This is a genomic window from Streptomyces abikoensis, from assembly GCF_014648775.1.
Lineage (GTDB): Bacteria > Actinomycetota > Actinomycetes > Streptomycetales > Streptomycetaceae > Streptomyces > Streptomyces abikoensis.
Map to the genome: position 1 here is coordinate 303,438 of NZ_BMRT01000009.1, position 16,659 is coordinate 320,096.

Genomic DNA, 16,659 nt, shown 5'->3' on the forward strand with positions numbered 1-16,659 from the left:
CTCGACCCCCTCATTGACGGGGCTCGACGGCCCCAGAGTCTTGACACGCGTTCACGTTCATGAGTCAGAGCGGACCCCTGTGGAAGGGTGTCCGGCCTGTAGAGCTTCAACGGTACCTGCTTCCGCCGTCATACGGTACGTCGCCCGCATGACGTGCCACGGAGGCGGACCCGGAGAGGGTCCAGTACTCGCTGGTCAGCCACGATTTTAACGTGTCCCGAGCGCCGACCCGCCGAGGGGTGGTGAGAGATCTCTCGTTCCGCCGCCTTCCGGTCACTCTTCTGTGGGGATCGCTGTGGGATCCGTGTGGATCCGTGTCGGGATCCGTGTCGGGATCCGTGTCGGGATCGCTCCGGATCGCCGTCCGCGGACCGGCGGCCCGCCCGGGCGGGAAGATCACCCGGGCGGGTCAACGAGGACACGAGGCGTCACCGGGTGGGGGCCGGGACGGTGCTCACCGCCTCCCGTGCCGCCCTGTCCCTGGCCTCCGCCATGCGCTGCTCGGCGAGCCGGTCCGCCGCGACGGCCGGCGGAATGCCGTCCGTTCGCGCGCGATCGAATATGGCCAAAGTGGTGTCGTAGATCTTGGTCGCCTTGGCCTTCGCCCGGTCGAAATCAAAGCCGAGCAGTTCATCGGCGACCTGGATCACTCCGCCGGCGTTCACCACGTAGTCCGGCGCGTAGAGCACGCCCCGGTCGGCGAGGTCCTTCTCGACCCCCGGGTGGGCGAGCTGGTTGTTGGCCGCGCCGCAGACCACGGAGGCGGTGAGGGCGGCGACGGTCTCGTCGTCCAGCGCGCCGCCGAGGGCGCAGGGGGCGTAGACGTCGAGCGGCGTCCGGACCAGCACCGCGGCGTCGGCCACGGCCGTGACCTGCGGATGACGGGCCAGGATCCGCTCGACCGCGGCGGCCCGGACATCCGTGATCACGACCTCCGCGCCGTCCTGGACCAGGTGCTCCACCAGGTGGTGGCCGACCTTGCCGACGCCGGCGACGCCCACGCGGCGCCCGCGCAGCGTCGGCTCGCCCCACTGGGTCCTCGCGGCGGCCCGCATGCCCTGGAAGACGCCGAAGGCGGTGAGCACGGAGGAATCGCCGGCGCCGCCCTGCTCGGGCGAGCGGCCCGTGGTCCAGCGGTTCGTCCGGGCGACGACGTCCATGTCCTGTACATACGTGCCGACGTCGCACGCGGTGACATAACGGCCACCCAAGGAGGCCACGAAGCGACCGTACGCAAGCAGCAGCTGCTCGGACTTGATCAGATCGGGATCGCCGATGATCACAGCCTTTCCGCCGCCGTGGTCGAGCCCCGCCAGGGCGTTCTTGTACGACATGCCGCGCGAGAGGTTCAGCGCGTCCCGCACCGCGTCCTCGTCGGACTCGTACGGGTGGAATCGGGTGCCGCCCAGGGCGGGGCCCAGGGCCGTGGAATGCAGGGCGATCACGGCCTTGAGGCCGCTCTCGGCGTCCTGGCAGAGCACGACCTGCTCATGGCCGCCCTGGTCGGAACGGAAAAGGGTGCGCAGTACGCCGTCGTCGGCGCCGCTGGTGGGACGTACGTCGGTCACGGTGGTGACTCCCATATGCCGCGGAGGTCGCCCTCGCTGGGGGTGGTGGAGGGCCGGTTGGCACGAGGGTAGGGCCTCGTGGCCCGGCCGGCCGGGCTCGTGCCGAGGATCACTCTCCCGGGCTCCGGTGCCATGGGACGATTTGGACGGTATGGGGAGAGGCACCCCGCAACTCCCCTGAAGTGACCTACGGCTTGAGGGAGCGAGCGTGGGCGTGGCGTCGTCGGTGACCGTGCCGTACGCGGCCTATCTGCGGGTCTACGAGCCGCTGGCCGCGTTCCCGGAACCGGAGCGGTCCCACTGGCTGCGGTACGCCCGCCGGGAGAGCCTCCCCGGGGCCCAGGACGAACTGCGCCGGTCGCTGGCGGATCTGCTGCCCACTCCGCCGGTCCCCGTCCCGGTGCACGAGAGCGGTGACGCCTTCGTGGCGGTCGTGGACGGCGTGGTGTGCGTCTGCCCCTGGCGCACCCGGCTGCGGGGCTGGCTGGCGCTGCGGGAGCTGACGGAGCGGTTTCCCCCGCCCGTGCTGGACGCGGTGCTGCCGCCCGTGGTGCGGCGCCAGGCCGTCGCGGACCACGAGCGCTGGGCGGCCCGCAACCCGGACGCCCGGCCGTGGATCAGGACGGCCACCTGGCAGGTGCCGCTGCGCTGGTTCGTGCTCTTCTCGGACGAGGAGCGCGAATACGGCAAATCCGTACCGGAGGGGCCGCGGGGCGCGGAGGGCGGCGGGGGGCTGCTGCTGCGCTACCGGACGCCGATGGTCCAGGCGCGTCGCCGGGTGGCCCGCGGATTGCGTACGCTCCGGGACGCGATGGAGGAGGGGCCGCTGATCGACGGCTTGGTGGAGGTCGGGCGGTGGCTGGAAGAGTTCCATCCGCGGTCCCTGGTGGAGCTGGACTACGGCGGACTTGTGCATATGGTTCCCGAGGCACAGCTGGCCGAGGACCACTCCGCCGCCGACACGGCGGACGGGCTGGCGGCGCTGCGGGCGGGTGACGGAGCGCGGGCCGGTGCGGCGTACGAGCGGCTGACGGAGCGTTGGAGGACGGTCCGTGACCGGCAGTTCGCCAACTGACCCTCCGGCACCGGCGGCCGGCGGTACCGCGATCAGGACCTAGGTCCCGATCCGGGCCATTGCGGCAACCGTGACCTAACGCACTTACGTTAGGTCTTGCGCCCATCGCCCATCCCCATGGCAAAATAGGACAAGGAGTCTGGGAAGGGTTCCTTCCGCCCAAGTAAGGGCGGATAGTTCGGTATTGCACTCCTTGGTGGATCTGGTGACCCCTGATCTGTTTGATCCCGCTGTGACTGATCGTCACGGCGGGGTGACTGTCCGCTATGGCATGGTCCATCGGGTTCCGTCGAGGTTGAACACCTGAGAGGGCAATTCCATCGGTTTGGCCGACGTGGCTGGACAGATGGTGTAGTTGTAGTGCCGAGGACAAGCCGTTCGTCCTATAACCGACTCGGCCCGCGTCCGCCATTTCGGGCAACGCGGGTCAAGGTGCAGAATTTAGAGGAAAGAACCGACGTGATGGTTCGGTTCTCCCGAGGAGGCCGCTCATGACCGCTCGCACCCCTGATGCCGAGCCGCTGCTGACCCCGGCTGAGGTTGCCACGATGTTCCGCGTGGACCCGAAGACGGTCACCCGCTGGGCCAAGGCTGGCAAGCTCACGTCCATCCGCACGCTCGGAGGGCACCGCCGTTACCGCGAAGCGGAGGTCCGTGCCCTGCTGGCGGGCATTCCGCAGCAGCGCAGCGAGGCCTGAACAAGCAGGGCTGAACAAGCAGAGGCTGAACAACTGAATGACGGGGTGATTTCCGGGGCCCCCAACCCGGCTCTCACCCAGCTGAAGCTCCACAGACGGTAAACAGCGGATGCCTGCCCCAACAGGCGTCCCGCCCACCGACTTGGGCCGGCCGTCGATCGCGCTGGACTCCGCCGGGTCCAGCGCGATCTTTTTATGCGCCGGTATCGCCGCCGTATCCCCGCCGGTATCCCCGCACGGACGCCTCCCGCGCGCCCGGACCCCGGTCCGTCGTCGCCATCTGCGGAAGACCGGAAGGTCGGTGCAATTGCACATATTAAATTGACCCGGCGTAGGGAGGGGGTAAGTTCCCCTACCACGGAAATACTTTCAGTGACTCCCGTCACATCGCGGCATGCTTGTCCCCCATCGCCCCGCTGGGGTAAAGGACTTGCGCCCGCGGTCACTCTCCGGAGCGGCCCCCGTCGCCGCCACCCGAGCCACCGCGCCTGGGCCGCCGTACGTCACCGGGGGAGGGGGATCTCCTCCCGTGGCGCCTCCTGGTCGCTCCCGGCCTCCTGGGCGAGCCTCAGGAGCCGGTGGCAGACCGGGCAGTGTCTCGTCAGGTGGCGATAGCCGGCCGCGGCGGAGAGGTGGGCGCGCAGCAACGCCCGGGTCTCGTGCCGGCTGCGCTCGGTCGTCGTCATAGGGCGGGGCACCTCCACTGACTGGGGTACCCCTGGCACGTGTCGCAGTCAAGGTCGAAAACACCGAGGCCCGGATCCGGGGACGCGGATCCGGGCCTTCAAGTCGACGGGCTCCCGGGGCACTTGGCACCGGCCGCAGAAAACGGCGGAGCCCGTATCCCTGGGGGATACGGGCTCCGACTCTACTGCGGTCCTGACGGGATTTGAACCCGCGGCCTCCACCTTGACAGGGTGGCGAGCACTCCAAACTGCTCCACAGGACCTTGCTTGCTTTCCCGCTCTCGCGTTCTTGCGAGACAGACTCTACAGCAGGTCAGGGGGTGCGGTCGAACCAGCGGCCCCGTGACGGCGCCCACAGTCGCGGGCGCCGTCCTGCGGTGTCCCGCTACGGGGCCAGCTTGTCGATCGTCTTCACGATCCGCTTGTCCGAGACCGGGTAGGCCGTGCCCAGCGCGTGGGCGAAGTAGCTCACCCGGAGCTCCTCGATCATCCAGCGGATCTCCCGGGCCTCCTGGGGCACGGGACGGCCCTTGGGGAACTGCTCCAGCAGCCACGCGTACTCGTCGCGCATCTCCTGGATCTTCGCCAGCCGGGCCCGGTCCCGCTCGGCGTTGGTGGGCAGCTGGGTCAGCCGGCGGTCGACGGCCACCAGATAACGCAGCAGGTCCTGCAGGCGGCGGACGCCGTGGGCCGTGACGAAGCCGGGCTTGATCAGCTCCGCCAGCTGCTGCTTGACGTCCGCCAGGGACGTCAGCAGCGCCGGGCTCGACGTCGCCTTCAGCCGGCGCTCGCACGCCTGCCAGGCGGCCAGCACCTCCTGCGTCCGGCGGATCGTGTCCAGCGTCGCGTCCACGATGTCGGCCCGCACGGCGTCGAAGAGCTTGCGGAAGGACTCCTCGTCCCACACGGGCCCGCCGTGGGCCGCGATCAGCTTGTCCGCGGCGCCCGCGACGCAGTCCTCGAAGAGCGCCTGGATCGAGCCGTGGGGATTCCGCGACAGGGCGAGCTTCTGCTGATTGCCGAGCTTGTCCTGGGCGAACTTCGCCGGGTTCGACGGCAGGTTCAGCAGGATCAGCCGGCGGACACCGGCCCACATCGCCTCGCGCTGCTCGGGCTCGGTGTCGAAGAGCCGCACCGCCACCGAGGACCCCTCGTCCACCAGCGCCGGGAACGCCTTCACCGGCTGACCCGCGCGACGCGTCTCGAAGGTGCGCGGCAGCGTCCCGACCGTCCACGACGTCAGCCCCGAGCGCTGCTCGGGACGGGCCGCGCCACCGGAGGCGCCGTCGGCCTTCTCCGCCGCCTGCTCAAAGGCCTTGGTGATCGCGGCCTGCGTCTTCGGCTTGAGCCGCAGCCGCAGGGCCTCCAGGTCCTTGTCCTCGGCGATCTTGCGCTTGCGCTCGTCGACCACCCGGAAAGTGATCTTCAGATGGTCGGGGACCTTGGTGAGGTCGAAGTCCTCCGCCTCCATCCGCACCGCCGTCATGCGGTGGAGACCGTGCGCCAGCGCCGTCGTCAGGGGCTCCTGGAGGGGCACGGCACTGTCGAGGAACCGCTGCGCGAAGTTCGGCGCGGGCACGCAGTTCCGCCGGATCGGCTTGGGCAGCGACCGGATCAGCTCCGTGACCAGGTCCTCCCGCAGCCCCGGGATCTGCCAGTCGAAGCCCTCGGCGGAGACCTGGTTGAGCACCTGCAGCGGAATGTGGACGGTCACACCGTCCGCGTCCGCACCCGGCTCGAACTGGTACGTCACCCTGAACTTCAGCCGGCCCTGCCGCCAGGAATCCGGATAGTCGTCCTTGGTGACGGCCTCCGCGTTCTCGTTGATGAGCATGGAGTGCTCGAAATTGAGCAACTCCGGCTCTTCACGCCGCTTGTGCTTCCACCAGGAATCGAAATGCGCCCCGGAGACCACGTGTTCCGGCAGCCGCTGGTCGTAGAAGTCGAACAGCGTCTCGTCGTCCACGAGAATGTCACGACGCCGGGCGCGGTGCTCCAGCTCCTCGACCTCGCCCAGCAGTTTGCGGTTGTCGTGGAAGAACTGATGGTGCGTCCGCCAGTCGCCCTCGACGAGCGCGTTGCGAATGAACAGCTCACGGCTGGTCTCCGGGTCGATCCGCCCGTAATTGACCTTCCGCTGCGCCACGATCGGCACGCCGTAGAGCGTCACCCGCTCGTACGCCATCACCGCCGCCTGCTTCTGCTCCCAGTGCGGCTCGCTGTACGTCCGCTTCACCAGGTGCTCGGCGAGCGGCTCGATCCATTCCGGCTCGATGCGCGCGTTGACGCGCGCCCACAGCCGGGAGGTCTCCACCAGCTCCGCCGACATCACCCAGCGCGGCGGCTTCTTGAAGAGCGCCGAACCCGGGAACACCGCGAATTTGGCATTCCGGGCCCCGACGAATTCATTGTTCTTCTCGGTGTCCTTGAGACCGATGTGCGACAGCAGCCCGGACAGCAGCGACTGGTGCACCCGCTCCGCCGGCGCGTCCTCCTCGGCGAGGTGGATGCCCATCGTCTTCGCGACCGTGCGCAGCTGGTAGTAGATGTCCTGCCACTCACGTATGCGCAGATAGTTCAGGTACTCCGACTTGCACATCCGCCGGAAGGCCGAGGACGACAGCGTGCTCTGCTGCTCGCGGACGTACCGCCACAGGTTCAGGAAGGCGAGGAAGTCGCTGGTCTCGTCCTTGAACCGGGCGTGCTGCTGATCGGCCTGCGCCTGCTTCTCCGACGGCCGCTCGCGCGGGTCCTGGATCGACAGCGCGGCCGCGATCACCATCACCTCGCGGGCACAGCCGTTGCGGTCGGCCTCCAGCACCATCCGGGCCAGCCGGGGGTCCACGGGCAGCTGGGAGAGCTTCCGGCCCAGCGGCGTGAGCCGCTTCTTCGGCTCCTTCTGCTTGGGGTCGATCGCCCCGAGCTCGTGGAGCAGATCGACGCCGTCCTTGATGTTCCGGCGGTCCGGCGCGTCGATGAAAGGAAACTTCTCGATGTCGCCGAGCCCCGCCGCCGTCATCTGGAGGATGACCGACGCCAGGTTCGTCCGCAGGATCTCCGCGTCCGTGAACTCCGGCCGCGCGAGGAAGTCGTCCTCGGAGTACAGCCGGATGCAGATGCCGTCGCTCGTACGGCCGCAGCGGCCCTTGCGCTGATTGGCGCTGGCCTGCGACACCGGCTCGATCGGCAGCCGCTGGACCTTGGTGCGGTGGCTGTAGCGGGAGATCCGGGCGAAGCCCGGGTCGATGACGTACTTGATGCCCGGGACGGTCAGGGACGTCTCGGCGACGTTCGTGGCGAGGACGATCCGGCGGCCGGTGTGCCGCTGGAAGACCCGGTGCTGCTCGGCGTGGGAGAGCCGCGCGTAGAGCGGCAGCACCTCGGTGAACTTGTACTTGCGCTTCTCCAGGGCGTCCGCCGTGTCGCGGATCTCCCGCTCGCCGGAGAGGAAGACGAGGATGTCGCCCTCGCCCTCCCGCTGGAGCTCGTCGACGGCGTCACAGATCGCGGTGATCTGGTCACGGTCGGCGTCGGAGGACTCCTCCTCCAGCAGCGGCCGGTAGCGGACCTCCACCGGATACGTCCGGCCCGAGACCTCGACGATCGGCGCGTCGCCGAAATGGCGGGAGAAGCGCTCGGGGTCGATGGTGGCGGAGGTGATCACGACCTTGAGGTCGGGGCGCCGGGGGAGCAGCTGGGCGAGGTAGCCGAGCAGGAAGTCGATGTTGAGGCTGCGCTCGTGCGCCTCGTCGATGATGATCGTGTCGTACTGGCGCAGCTCGCGGTCCGTCTGGATCTCGGCGAGCAGGATGCCGTCGGTCATCAGCTTGACCATGGTGGTGTCGCCCACCTGGTCGGTGAAGCGGACCTTCCAGCCGACGGCCTCGCCCAGCGGCGTCCGCAGCTCCTCGGCGACGCGCTCGGCGACCGTACGGGCGGCGAGCCGGCGGGGCTGGGTGTGCCCGATCAGGCCTTTGACGCCACGGCCGAGCTCCAGGCAGATCTTGGGGATCTGGGTGGTCTTGCCGGAGCCCGTCTCACCCGCGACGATCACGACCTGGTGGTCGCGTATCGCCTCCAGGATCGTGTCCTTCTTCTGGCTGACGGGCAGCTGCTCCGGATAGTCGACGGCCGGCACGGCGGCCCGGCGGTTCGCGACGCGCAGCTCGGCCGCCTCGACCTCCGCCGTGATCTCGGCCAGGACGGCCGCGCGGGCCTCGGGCTTGCGGACGCGGCGGGCCCCGTCGAGCCGCCGCCCCAGGCGCTGCGCGTCGCGCAGCGTCAGCTCGGGGAGGCGGGCGGCGAGGTCGGCGAATGCGGCGGGGGCGGCAGGCTGCGTAGACATACGGAGTCCAGGATCGCACCACGCGCCACGAAGCGGCGAACGCATTTAGGGGCCGCGGCGCCCCTGGCCTCCGGACCCCGGGGGGCTGGGGGCTCCGCCCCCGGGAAACGGTGAAAGGGCGGGACCGGGGCGCTTCCCCCGCCGCGACGGCGAGTGGCCACGATGTACCGGCCCGGCGGTGCCGAATCGGGCGCACCCGGAAAACACCGAGGCCCCCATCTCGCGATGGGGGCCTCACTGTGGCTGGGGCCGGGGTCGAACCGGCGACCTTCCGCTTTTCAGGCGGACGCTCGTACCAACTGAGCTACCCAGCCATGCGATCATCGAGATGATCGCAAGCGGTCCTGACGGGATTTGAACCCGCGGCCTCCACCTTGACAGGGTGGCGAGCACTCCAAACTGCTCCACAGGACCAAGCTTATGTGCGAGACAAGTCTCGCACACAGTCATGCGTGCCCCCAACGGGATTCGAACCCGTGCTACCGCCTTGAAAGGGCGGCGTCCTGGGCCACTAGACGATGAGGGCTGATGGCCCACCTGGGCGCTTTGTCGGCGCCTCGGGGACGTGAGAAGCATATGGGATGCAGGGACCGATCGCCAAAACGGTTTGCCGGAGGCGTTCCGGGACCCTCCTCCGGAGGCCCCCGTGGCGGACAATGGCGGCGTGCTGGAGATGACGCGCGAGGAGTTCGAGGAACTGGTCGCCGAGGGCCTGGACCGGATCCCGCCGGAGCTGACGCGGCTGATGGACAACGTCGCCGTGTTCGTCGAGGACGAGCCCCCGGCCGAGGCCCCGGACCTGCTGGGGCTCTACGAGGGCACGCCGCTCACCGAGCGCGGCGAGTGGTACGCGGGGGTGCTGCCGGACCGGATCACGGTCTACCGGGGGCCGACGCTGCGGATGTGCGCCACGCGGGACGAGGTCGTGGCCGAGGTCGAGGTGACGGTCGTTCACGAAGTGGCACACCACTTCGGGATCGACGACGAGCGCCTCCACGCGCTGGGCTACGGATGAGGCTACGGATGATCGAGGGCTGATCGCCGGGCGCCGCGCGTGTCCTGGGCGGGGCGGGGCCAGTTGGGCAGGGCGCTCGTCCCCTGTACCCGAAGGCGGTCCCATTCATGCGCGCAACGTCAGCGCACGCGGCAGCGTTCACCCGTTTCGCGGCCGCGGCTGCCCTGGCCCTGACCCTGGGCGGGTGCGTGAGCGGGTGCATGAGCGTGAGCGACCCGGGCCGCCCGGCGCCGGCGGGGACGGGCCGGCAGCGCGAGACCGGGGCCCAGCCGGACGGCGGGCTGCGGCCCCCGGCGGGCCGCGCCGGCCACGCGGACGGCAAGTCGGTGAAGGGCGGGGCGAGCGGCAGCCCGTCGGCCAAGGAGGCGCGTCCCTCCGCTTCGGCCTCGGCCGCCCCGGAGGCCTCCCCGTCGGCGTCCCGGCAGCCGGGCAAGCCGGGGGACCGGCCCAAGCCGCCGAGCGGGCCCACCCAGGGCAGCTCCCCGGCGCAGGGGAAGCCCCCCGCGCCCACCCAGCCCCCCACGGCGGCGCCGCCCACCCAGGCCCCGCCCACGCAGCCGGCCCCCACCACACCGCCGACCCCGGCCTCGCCCCAGCCGGGGCCTTCCTGAGCGCGCCCGGCTCGGGTACTGTGGCGCAGGCCATGCGACCGCGGCTTGCGCTGCCCTGCGGTGGGTGCGTATGGTGGTAGATCGTTTGATCCCATTTGCCCGGCGCCTCGCAGAAGCGCGCCGTGTGGCGCGTTCCTTACCTTGCCGTGGCTGACCGCATCGAGGCGGTCATTTGTGAAGCCGACACGGAGCTTGGGCGCGTGCCGAAACTCCGGAAGGTTTCGCATTTCGCATGTCCATTTCCACTGACACCACCACCATGCCCGAGGCCGACGAGATGATCGTCGAGGCCGCCCCGGCCGCCGTCGAGACGACCGAGGCCCCCGCCGAGCCGGCCGAGCCGCAGATCACCTTCGGTGACCTGGGCCTGGACGACGCGATCGTCCGCAAGCTCGCCCAGAACGGCGTCACCACGCCCTTCCCGATCCAGGCCGCGACCATCCCGGACGCCCTGGCCGGCAAGGACATCCTCGGCCGTGGCCGCACCGGCTCCGGCAAGACCCTCTCCTTCGGTCTGCCCCTGCTCTCGATCCTGGCGGGCGGCCACACCGAGAAGAAGCGCCCGCGCGGTCTGATCCTCACCCCGACCCGTGAGCTGGCGATGCAGGTCGCCGACGCCCTCCAGCCCTACGGCGACGTCCTCGGCCTGAAGATGAAGGTCGTCTGCGGCGGTACGTCCATGGGCAACCAGATCTACGCCCTGGAGCGCGGCGTCGACATCCTCGTCGCCACCCCGGGCCGCCTGCGCGACATCATCGACCGCGGCGCCGCCTCGCTCGACAAGGTCCAGGTCGCCGTCCTCGACGAGGCCGACCAGATGGCCGACATGGGCTTCCTGCCCGAGGTCACCGAGATCCTCGACCAGGTGCCGACCGGCGGCCAGCGTCTGCTGTTCTCCGCGACGCTCGAGAACGAGATCGACACGCTGGTCAAGCGCTACCTGGTCGACCCGATCACCCACGAGGTCGACCCCTCCGCCGGTGCCGTCACGACCATGACCCACCACGTCCTCGTCGTGAAGCCGAAGGACAAGGCGCCGGTCACGGCCGCCATCGCCGCCCGCAAGGGCCGCACGATCATCTTCGTCCGCACCCAGATGGGCGCCGACCGCGTCGCCGAGCAGCTGCTCGACGCCGGTGTCCGCGCGGACGCGCTGCACGGCGGCATGACCCAGGGCGCCCGTACCCGCGTCCTGGAGGACTTCAAGGCCGGCCGCGTGCACGTCCTGGTCGCCACCGACGTGGCCGCCCGAGGCATCCACGTCGACGGCATCGACCTGGTCCTCAACGTCGACCCGGCCGGTGACCACAAGGACTACCTCCACCGTTCCGGCCGTACGGCCCGCGCCGGCCAGTCCGGCACGGTCGTCTCCCTGGCCCTGCCGCACCAGCGCAAGCAGATCTTCCGCCTGATGGAGGACGCGGGCGTCGACGCCTCGCGCCACATCGTCGGCGGTGCCGGCGCCTTCGACGAGGACGTCGCCAAGATCACCGGCGCCCGTTCGCTGACCGAGGTCCAGGCCGACTCGGCCGCCAACGCCGCCAAGCAGGCCGAGCGCGAGCTCCGCGACCTCAACCGCCAGCTCGAGCGCGCCCAGCGCCGTGCGACGGAGCTCCGCGAGGAGGCCGACCGCCTGGTGGCCCGCGCCGCCCGTGAGCGCGGCGAGGACCCGGAGGCGGCCGTCGCGGCCGCCGCCGAGGAGCTCAAGGCCGAGGCCGAGGCCGCCGCCAAGGCCGAGGAGGCCGCCGCCATCCCGGCGCAGGCCCCCGAGCGCCGCGACGAGCGGGGCAACTTCGAGCGCCGTGGCGGCAACTTCCGCCGCGACGACCGTGACGAGCGCGGTGGCGACCGCGGCGGTGACCGCGGTGGCTTCCGCCGCGACGACCGTCGTGAGGAGCGTCCGTCGTTCCGTCGTGACGACCGTCGTGACGGCGACCGTGGCGGCTTCCGCCGTGACGACCGCCCGTCGGGTGGCTTCCGCCGCGAGGACCGTGAGGGCGGCTTCCGCCGCGACGACCGCCGTGACGGCGACCGTGGTGGCTTCCGCCGCGAGGAGCGTCCGTCGTTCCGTCGTGACGACCGTCGTGACGGCGAGCGCGGTGGCTTCCGCCGCGACGACCGCCCGTCCGGTGGCTTCCGCCGCGAGGACCGTGACGGTGGCTTCCGCCGCGACGACCGCCGTGACGGCGAGCGCGGCGGCGACCGTGGCGGCTTCCGCCGCGACGACCGCCCGTCCGGTGGCTTCCGCCGTGACGACCGCCCCTCCGGTGGCTACCGTTCCGCCGGCGGCGACCGTCCGTTCAACCGCGACCGTCGTGACGACCGCCCCTCCGGTGGTTTCCGCTCCGGCGGCGGCGACCGCCCCTACGGCCGTCGTGACGACCACCGTGGCGGCAGCTCCTTCGACCGCCGCGCCGACAAGCCGCGCTGGAAGCGCAACGGCTGATCCAACGGCTGTTGCAACGGCTGGTATCCGCAGCTGATCTGAGGGCCCGTACGGCATCCACGCCGTGCGGGCCCTCGGCCGTTGGGGGCGGCTTCCGGACATCCGCGCGACGTTCGGGGCCATAACGACTCGGGCATCCACGGTCGGCCGGGCTATGCTGCGGTGTGCGGGCCGTTAGCTCAATTGGCAGAGCAGTGGACTTTTAATCCATTGGTTGTGGGTTCGAGTCCCACACGGCCTACCGCCCGATGAGGTCACCGCACCGTTTGTGACCTGCATCTTCTCGCCCCGGCTGGGTTTCTCCAGCCGGGGCGGAGGCGGGGAGGTCCCCGCCGACGCCATGGATCAAAGCAGCAGCCGCGTGACGTGGGTCACGCAGGTTGATCGTGGGGCAGTCCGGCCGAGCGATCGTGGTCGCGCCGCCGTCTGACTCCTGATCGGACTCGTAGGGCGTCCAGCCGTCCTGTACGAGCTCCTTGGCCACCGTCGGACCGGCACCGACGCCGGCCGCGTGGGGGAGCTACGAGCCGTCAGCCGGCGGCGCGGTGTGCCTGTGGGGGATGGGCCGACCGGAATCCCCGCGGAACAACCCGTCCAGCCGTCAACGCTGCTCCCGAACAGCGGGTACTGGTGAACCATGACCGGCACCTTCACCACCCGCACTGTCGACGTGACAACCGGCTCCGCCGAGACCATGCACGACCTGACGAATGCGTGCACCGCGTTCCTCCGGGAGGTCGCTCACGGGCGAGATGGGCTGCTGAACGTCTTCACCCCGCACGCGACGTCCGGCCTGGCGGTCATCGAGACCGGCGCGGGTAGCGACAACGACCTGCTGGCGGCCCTCCGTGAGGTTCTTCCCGCAGACGACCGTTGGCGGGACCGTCACGGCGGTGCGGGCCCCGGCCGTGATCACATGCTCCCGGCTCTGGTGCCGCCGCACGCCACGCTGCCCGTGATGGGTGGTGAGCTGGAGTTGGGGACCTCGCAGTCCGTCGTTCTGGTGACCACCGACCGGGGCGGCCCCGACCGCCAGGTCCGGCTGTCCTTCCTCGGCTGACCCGAGCCGTCGCCCCGACGTTCAGGCCTGCGGGGTGCCGGTGTCGATGAGGATCTGTTCGGCCCGGGTGATGTTGTCGGCCCGTACGGCCCTGGCCATCGCGGCACGTGCCGCGTCGGGCGTGGCATCGGGCGGGACCACCAGCAGGGCGAAGTGATCGTTCTCGCCCCGGGTGATGAGGACCGTGTCGTCACCGACCGGGAAGGAATCGATGCGTACGACCCGGTCCTCGATGATCAGCCGGGTCGGGAGCTCTTCCCAGGCGCTCGCGTCCAGGCCGACGCGTGTGATGGGGCCGAGGTGCTCGGTCAGGGCGGTGATCAGGCCGGGAAGCTCGGCACCGATGTGGCGGGAGCGTGGCCACCACGCGCCGTCCAGGATTCCCCCGCGCTCCCGTGTCGTCTCCAGCCGCAGGAGGGCCGTCCCGGGTTTCACGGCGTGGTGGATCGCGTCCGGCAGAAGTCCGGGGAGGCGTGGGGTGTCGGAATCGGCCATGGCCTGCTCGCCTGTCTCCGAGGAATCGGCGTGTCCGTTCGTCGTCCGGGGTGCGTCGTGCGTCGCACTCACCGGGCGAGCCACCCGCCGCAATCCCACCGTACTCCGCAGGCCCGTGGTGGGCTCGCCCACTCGACCGCGCACACCCGTGCTCCCGGGAATCGCCCGGTCGCGCATGGTCTCCGAACCGCCTGCCGGAGTAGGGTGGAGAAACCGGGAAAACTTCGTACACCGGCCTCCATGCGGGTGTCGTTCCCGGTGAGTCACAACGCCGGGCAGTCGACGACGGGCCCGGGGGCAGGTTCGCATCATGGCTGTCACCACCGACCGTAGGCCCACCGACGGGCACGCCCCTTCGCCGCCCGCCCGCCTGTCCCTGACGCCAGGGACGGCGCCGGGCCTGCTGGACGGTGCCTGGTGGCCCCGCTCTCGCGACCTCTCCCGCGAGCTCCCCGCACTGGCGGAGAGGCTGGACCACTCCTGGGGGCGGGTCACCCGCGTCACGGTGAATCCGGCCTTCTGGCCCGTGATCCCGCGCAAGGTTCCCGTCGGCGGACACACCGTGCACGTGGGGTGGTTCACCAATGAGCAGGACCCGCACAAGCTCCTGCTGTTCTCCTACTCCGCGGACCGCCTGGACCTGCTGATCATCCCGCCGGAGACCGAGCCGGCCGCGGCCGCCCGGCTGATGTCCGCCGCGACCACCCCCGGAAGCCTCCTCACCGCGAGCCGGCTGATGGAGGACGAACGAGAGGCCGAGGACGCGACGCAGTCACGGGACCGCGAAGAGGAGTGGGAGACAGAGGGTGGGACCGCGCCGCCACCGGCCGGGAACCCGACCGGGCCTCCGCGCTCCGCCCAAGGGACATGAGGGCCGTGGAGACCGCTGTCACAGCCGCCACGAGCAACCGCACGGGGACCGCGGGCGACTCCGCCTCTTCTCCGGCGAGGAAGTGACCATGACGTCCGCACACACCACCCCCGTACCAGCGGAACCGGGGCCGCCGGCAGGGCGCGCCGACATCCGCATCACCGCCGCCTCCCCCGAGACCGCCCGTCGCGTCGCGGAAGTCCTCCGTCGCTGCTTCGATTCCACCGAGCAACGCAGTTATCCGGCCGGCCGCGAAGGCGGTACCCGGCTCCACCTCACTGTCGACACCACGCGTCCCGCCGAGCCCGCGCGATCCTGGCTGGCGACCAGCCGGAGCGTGGCGGCCGACCACCCGCAGGACGACGAAGCCTGACAGTTGGCGCATGCCCCTGCACATGCCCCCGGACGGTGGGTGCCGCGACCTTCTCATCCCGGAGGGCGAAGCTCGCGAAAGGACCGTACCGTTGGCCCATGAGCGTCTTCATCAAACTGGTGGAAAATCGCCCACCGAAGGAATACGCGAACGATCGTACGGCGGACATCTCCTACGACGACACCGTCGAGGGCAACACCGAGATCAGTTACCAATACGACGTACTTCCCGGCGGCATCCTGAGAATCCTGCGGGTCACAAGAGGAGAGGAAGCCGTCATCCACGCGGTCTACGCCCCGGGCCTGTGGTTCCGCGTCGAGGGCCTCTGCCGCGGCACTACGGAATAGCGGCCCCTCGGGCCCTCGGGACTTTCAATCCATTGGTTGTGGGTTCGAGTCCCACACGGCCTACCGCGGAGGCCCAGGCCGGACTGTTCTGACCTGGGCCTCAAGGCTTTTCCTCGGGTGGTTTCCCGCCGCCACACCGTCGGGGTTGCGGACGGGGCCGTGGGGCGGGCGCTAGCGTGTCGATCGGGAACGGGGCCGCCGGTCCGGCTCCAGGGTCCTCTGGCCAGCCCTTGGCGATGTCCCGTTCCCGCCCTTTTCTCCCCGTCGCCCCCTAGGCCGTGATCTTGGTGACCTGGCCGGCGCCGACGGTGCGGCCGCCCTCGCGGATGGTGAAGCGCAGGCCCTCCTCCATGGCGATGGGCTGGATCAGTTTGACGGACATCTCGGCGTTGTCGCCGGGCATGACCATTTCCGTGCCCTCCTTGAGGCTCACGACACCGGTCACGTCGGTCGTGCGGAAGTAGAACTGCGGACGGTAGTTGTTGAAGAAGGGCGTGTGACGGCCGCCCTCGTCCTTCGACAGGATGTAGGCCGTGGCCTCGAAGTCGGTGTGCGGGGTGACCGAACCCGGCTTGATGATGCACTGGCCGCGCTCGACGTCCTCGCGCTTGATGCCGCGGAGCAGCAGACCGACGTTCTCGCCCGCCTGGCCCTCGTCGAGCAGCTTGCGGAACATCTCGATGCCCGTGACCGTCGTGGTCGTCTTCTCCGGGTGGATGCCGATGATGTCGACGGTCTCGTTGACCTTGAGGATGCCGCGCTCGATGCGGCCGGTGACGACGGTGCCGCGACCGGTGATCGTGAAGACGTCCTCGATCGGCATCAGGAACGGCTTGTCGACGTCACGCTCGGGCTGCGGGATGTTCTCGTCGACGGCGTCCATCAGGTCCTCGACGGTCTTGACCCAGGTGGGGTCGCCTTCGAGGGCCTTCAGCGCGGAGAGCTTGACGACCGGGGCGTCGTCGCCCGGGAACTCGTACTCGTTGAGGAGCTCGCGGACCTCCAGTTCGACGAGCTCCAGGATCTCCTCGTCGTCCACCATGTCGGCCTTGTTCAGGGCGACGACGAT

The 16,659-nt window shown here is 70.2% G+C and carries 14 protein-coding genes and 5 tRNA genes; 10 read left to right on the plus strand and 9 right to left on the minus strand.

Annotated elements, in window-relative coordinates; all coding sequences use genetic code 11:
- Positions 1 to 428: 428 nt before the first annotated feature.
- A complete protein-coding gene (locus IE096_RS26255; protein ID WP_189455794.1) occupies positions 429 to 1,583 on the minus strand; it encodes a Leu/Phe/Val dehydrogenase in 1,155 nt (384 codons plus the stop codon).
- A 193-nt stretch (positions 1,584 to 1,776) separates the two neighbouring features.
- Here IE096_RS26255 and IE096_RS26260 point away from each other — a divergent pair, with 193 nt between their 5' ends.
- Both IE096_RS26260 and bldC read left to right on the plus strand, forming a co-directional pair.
- Positions 1,777 to 2,643, plus strand: coding sequence for a DUF8083 family protein (locus tag IE096_RS26260; RefSeq protein ID WP_189455795.1), 867 nt, complete (start codon positions 1,777 to 1,779; stop codon positions 2,641 to 2,643).
- 491 nt (positions 2,644 to 3,134) lie between these two features.
- A complete protein-coding gene (gene bldC, locus IE096_RS26265; RefSeq protein WP_003949541.1) occupies positions 3,135 to 3,341 on the plus strand; it encodes a developmental transcriptional regulator BldC in 207 nt (68 codons plus the stop codon).
- 503 nt (positions 3,342 to 3,844) lie between these two features.
- Here the strand turns inward: bldC and IE096_RS26270 are convergent.
- From IE096_RS26270 to IE096_RS26295, 6 genes are all read right to left on the minus strand, one after another.
- The gene (locus IE096_RS26270) at positions 3,845 to 4,027 is read right to left on the minus strand and encodes a DUF6274 family protein (RefSeq protein ID WP_126914877.1); all 183 of its coding nucleotides are present in this window, start codon (positions 4,025 to 4,027) and stop codon (positions 3,845 to 3,847) included.
- A gap of 188 nt (positions 4,028 to 4,215) precedes the next feature.
- Positions 4,216 to 4,290, minus strand: a tRNA-Asp gene (locus IE096_RS26275).
- Between the two features lie 122 nt (positions 4,291 to 4,412).
- Positions 4,413 to 8,372: an ATP-dependent RNA helicase HrpA gene (gene hrpA, locus IE096_RS26280; RefSeq protein ID WP_189455796.1), complete on the minus strand. Its 3,960-nt coding sequence runs from the start codon at positions 8,370 to 8,372 to the stop codon at positions 4,413 to 4,415.
- A gap of 240 nt (positions 8,373 to 8,612) precedes the next feature.
- Positions 8,613 to 8,686 (minus strand) — tRNA-Phe (locus IE096_RS26285).
- A 25-nt stretch (positions 8,687 to 8,711) separates the two neighbouring features.
- Positions 8,712 to 8,786, minus strand: a tRNA-Asp gene (locus IE096_RS26290).
- Positions 8,787 to 8,825: 39 nt separating this feature from the next.
- A tRNA-Glu gene (locus tag IE096_RS26295) sits at positions 8,826 to 8,898 on the minus strand.
- 138 nt (positions 8,899 to 9,036) lie between these two features.
- Between IE096_RS26295 and IE096_RS26300 the strand changes: the two genes are divergently transcribed.
- From IE096_RS26300 to IE096_RS26320, 5 genes are all read left to right on the plus strand, one after another.
- Entirely contained in the window at positions 9,037 to 9,387 is a 351-nt protein-coding gene (locus IE096_RS26300; protein WP_189455858.1) for a metallopeptidase family protein, read from the plus strand.
- Positions 9,388 to 9,494: 107 nt separating this feature from the next.
- Positions 9,495 to 9,998 carry a hypothetical protein gene (locus tag IE096_RS26305; protein WP_189455797.1) on the plus strand — a complete coding sequence of 168 codons (504 nt, stop codon included), beginning with the start codon at positions 9,495 to 9,497 and terminating at the stop codon, positions 9,996 to 9,998.
- A gap of 232 nt (positions 9,999 to 10,230) precedes the next feature.
- Positions 10,231 to 12,444, plus strand: a complete 2,214-nt coding sequence (locus IE096_RS26310; RefSeq protein ID WP_189455798.1) for a DEAD/DEAH box helicase — start codon at positions 10,231 to 10,233, stop codon at positions 12,442 to 12,444.
- Positions 12,445 to 12,612: 168 nt separating this feature from the next.
- Positions 12,613 to 12,685: transfer RNA gene (locus IE096_RS26315), tRNA-Lys, on the plus strand.
- A gap of 396 nt (positions 12,686 to 13,081) precedes the next feature.
- Positions 13,082 to 13,504, plus strand: coding sequence for a YjbQ family protein (locus tag IE096_RS26320; protein WP_189455800.1), 423 nt, complete (start codon positions 13,082 to 13,084; stop codon positions 13,502 to 13,504).
- A 21-nt stretch (positions 13,505 to 13,525) separates the two neighbouring features.
- Here the strand turns inward: IE096_RS26320 and IE096_RS26325 are convergent, their stop codons facing one another.
- Positions 13,526 to 13,999, minus strand: a complete 474-nt coding sequence (locus tag IE096_RS26325; RefSeq protein ID WP_189455802.1) for a DUF5994 family protein — start codon at positions 13,997 to 13,999, stop codon at positions 13,526 to 13,528.
- Between the two features lie 310 nt (positions 14,000 to 14,309).
- Here IE096_RS26325 and IE096_RS26330 point away from each other — a divergent pair, with 310 nt between their 5' ends.
- From IE096_RS26330 to IE096_RS26340, 3 genes are all read left to right on the plus strand, one after another.
- Positions 14,310 to 14,870: a DUF5994 family protein gene (locus IE096_RS26330; RefSeq protein WP_126914871.1), complete on the plus strand. Its 561-nt coding sequence runs from the start codon at positions 14,310 to 14,312 to the stop codon at positions 14,868 to 14,870.
- A gap of 88 nt (positions 14,871 to 14,958) precedes the next feature.
- Complete coding sequence (locus IE096_RS26335) at positions 14,959 to 15,243, plus strand: hypothetical protein (protein ID WP_189455805.1); 285 nt, start codon at positions 14,959 to 14,961, stop codon at positions 15,241 to 15,243.
- 98 nt (positions 15,244 to 15,341) lie between these two features.
- A complete protein-coding gene (locus IE096_RS26340) occupies positions 15,342 to 15,590 on the plus strand; it encodes a hypothetical protein (protein ID WP_189455807.1) in 249 nt (82 codons plus the stop codon).
- A 271-nt stretch (positions 15,591 to 15,861) separates the two neighbouring features.
- Here IE096_RS26340 and IE096_RS26345 read toward each other — a convergent pair.
- Positions 15,862 to 16,659: elongation factor Tu (locus tag IE096_RS26345; RefSeq protein WP_189455808.1), on the minus strand; the 798-nt coding region annotated here is incomplete at its 5' end.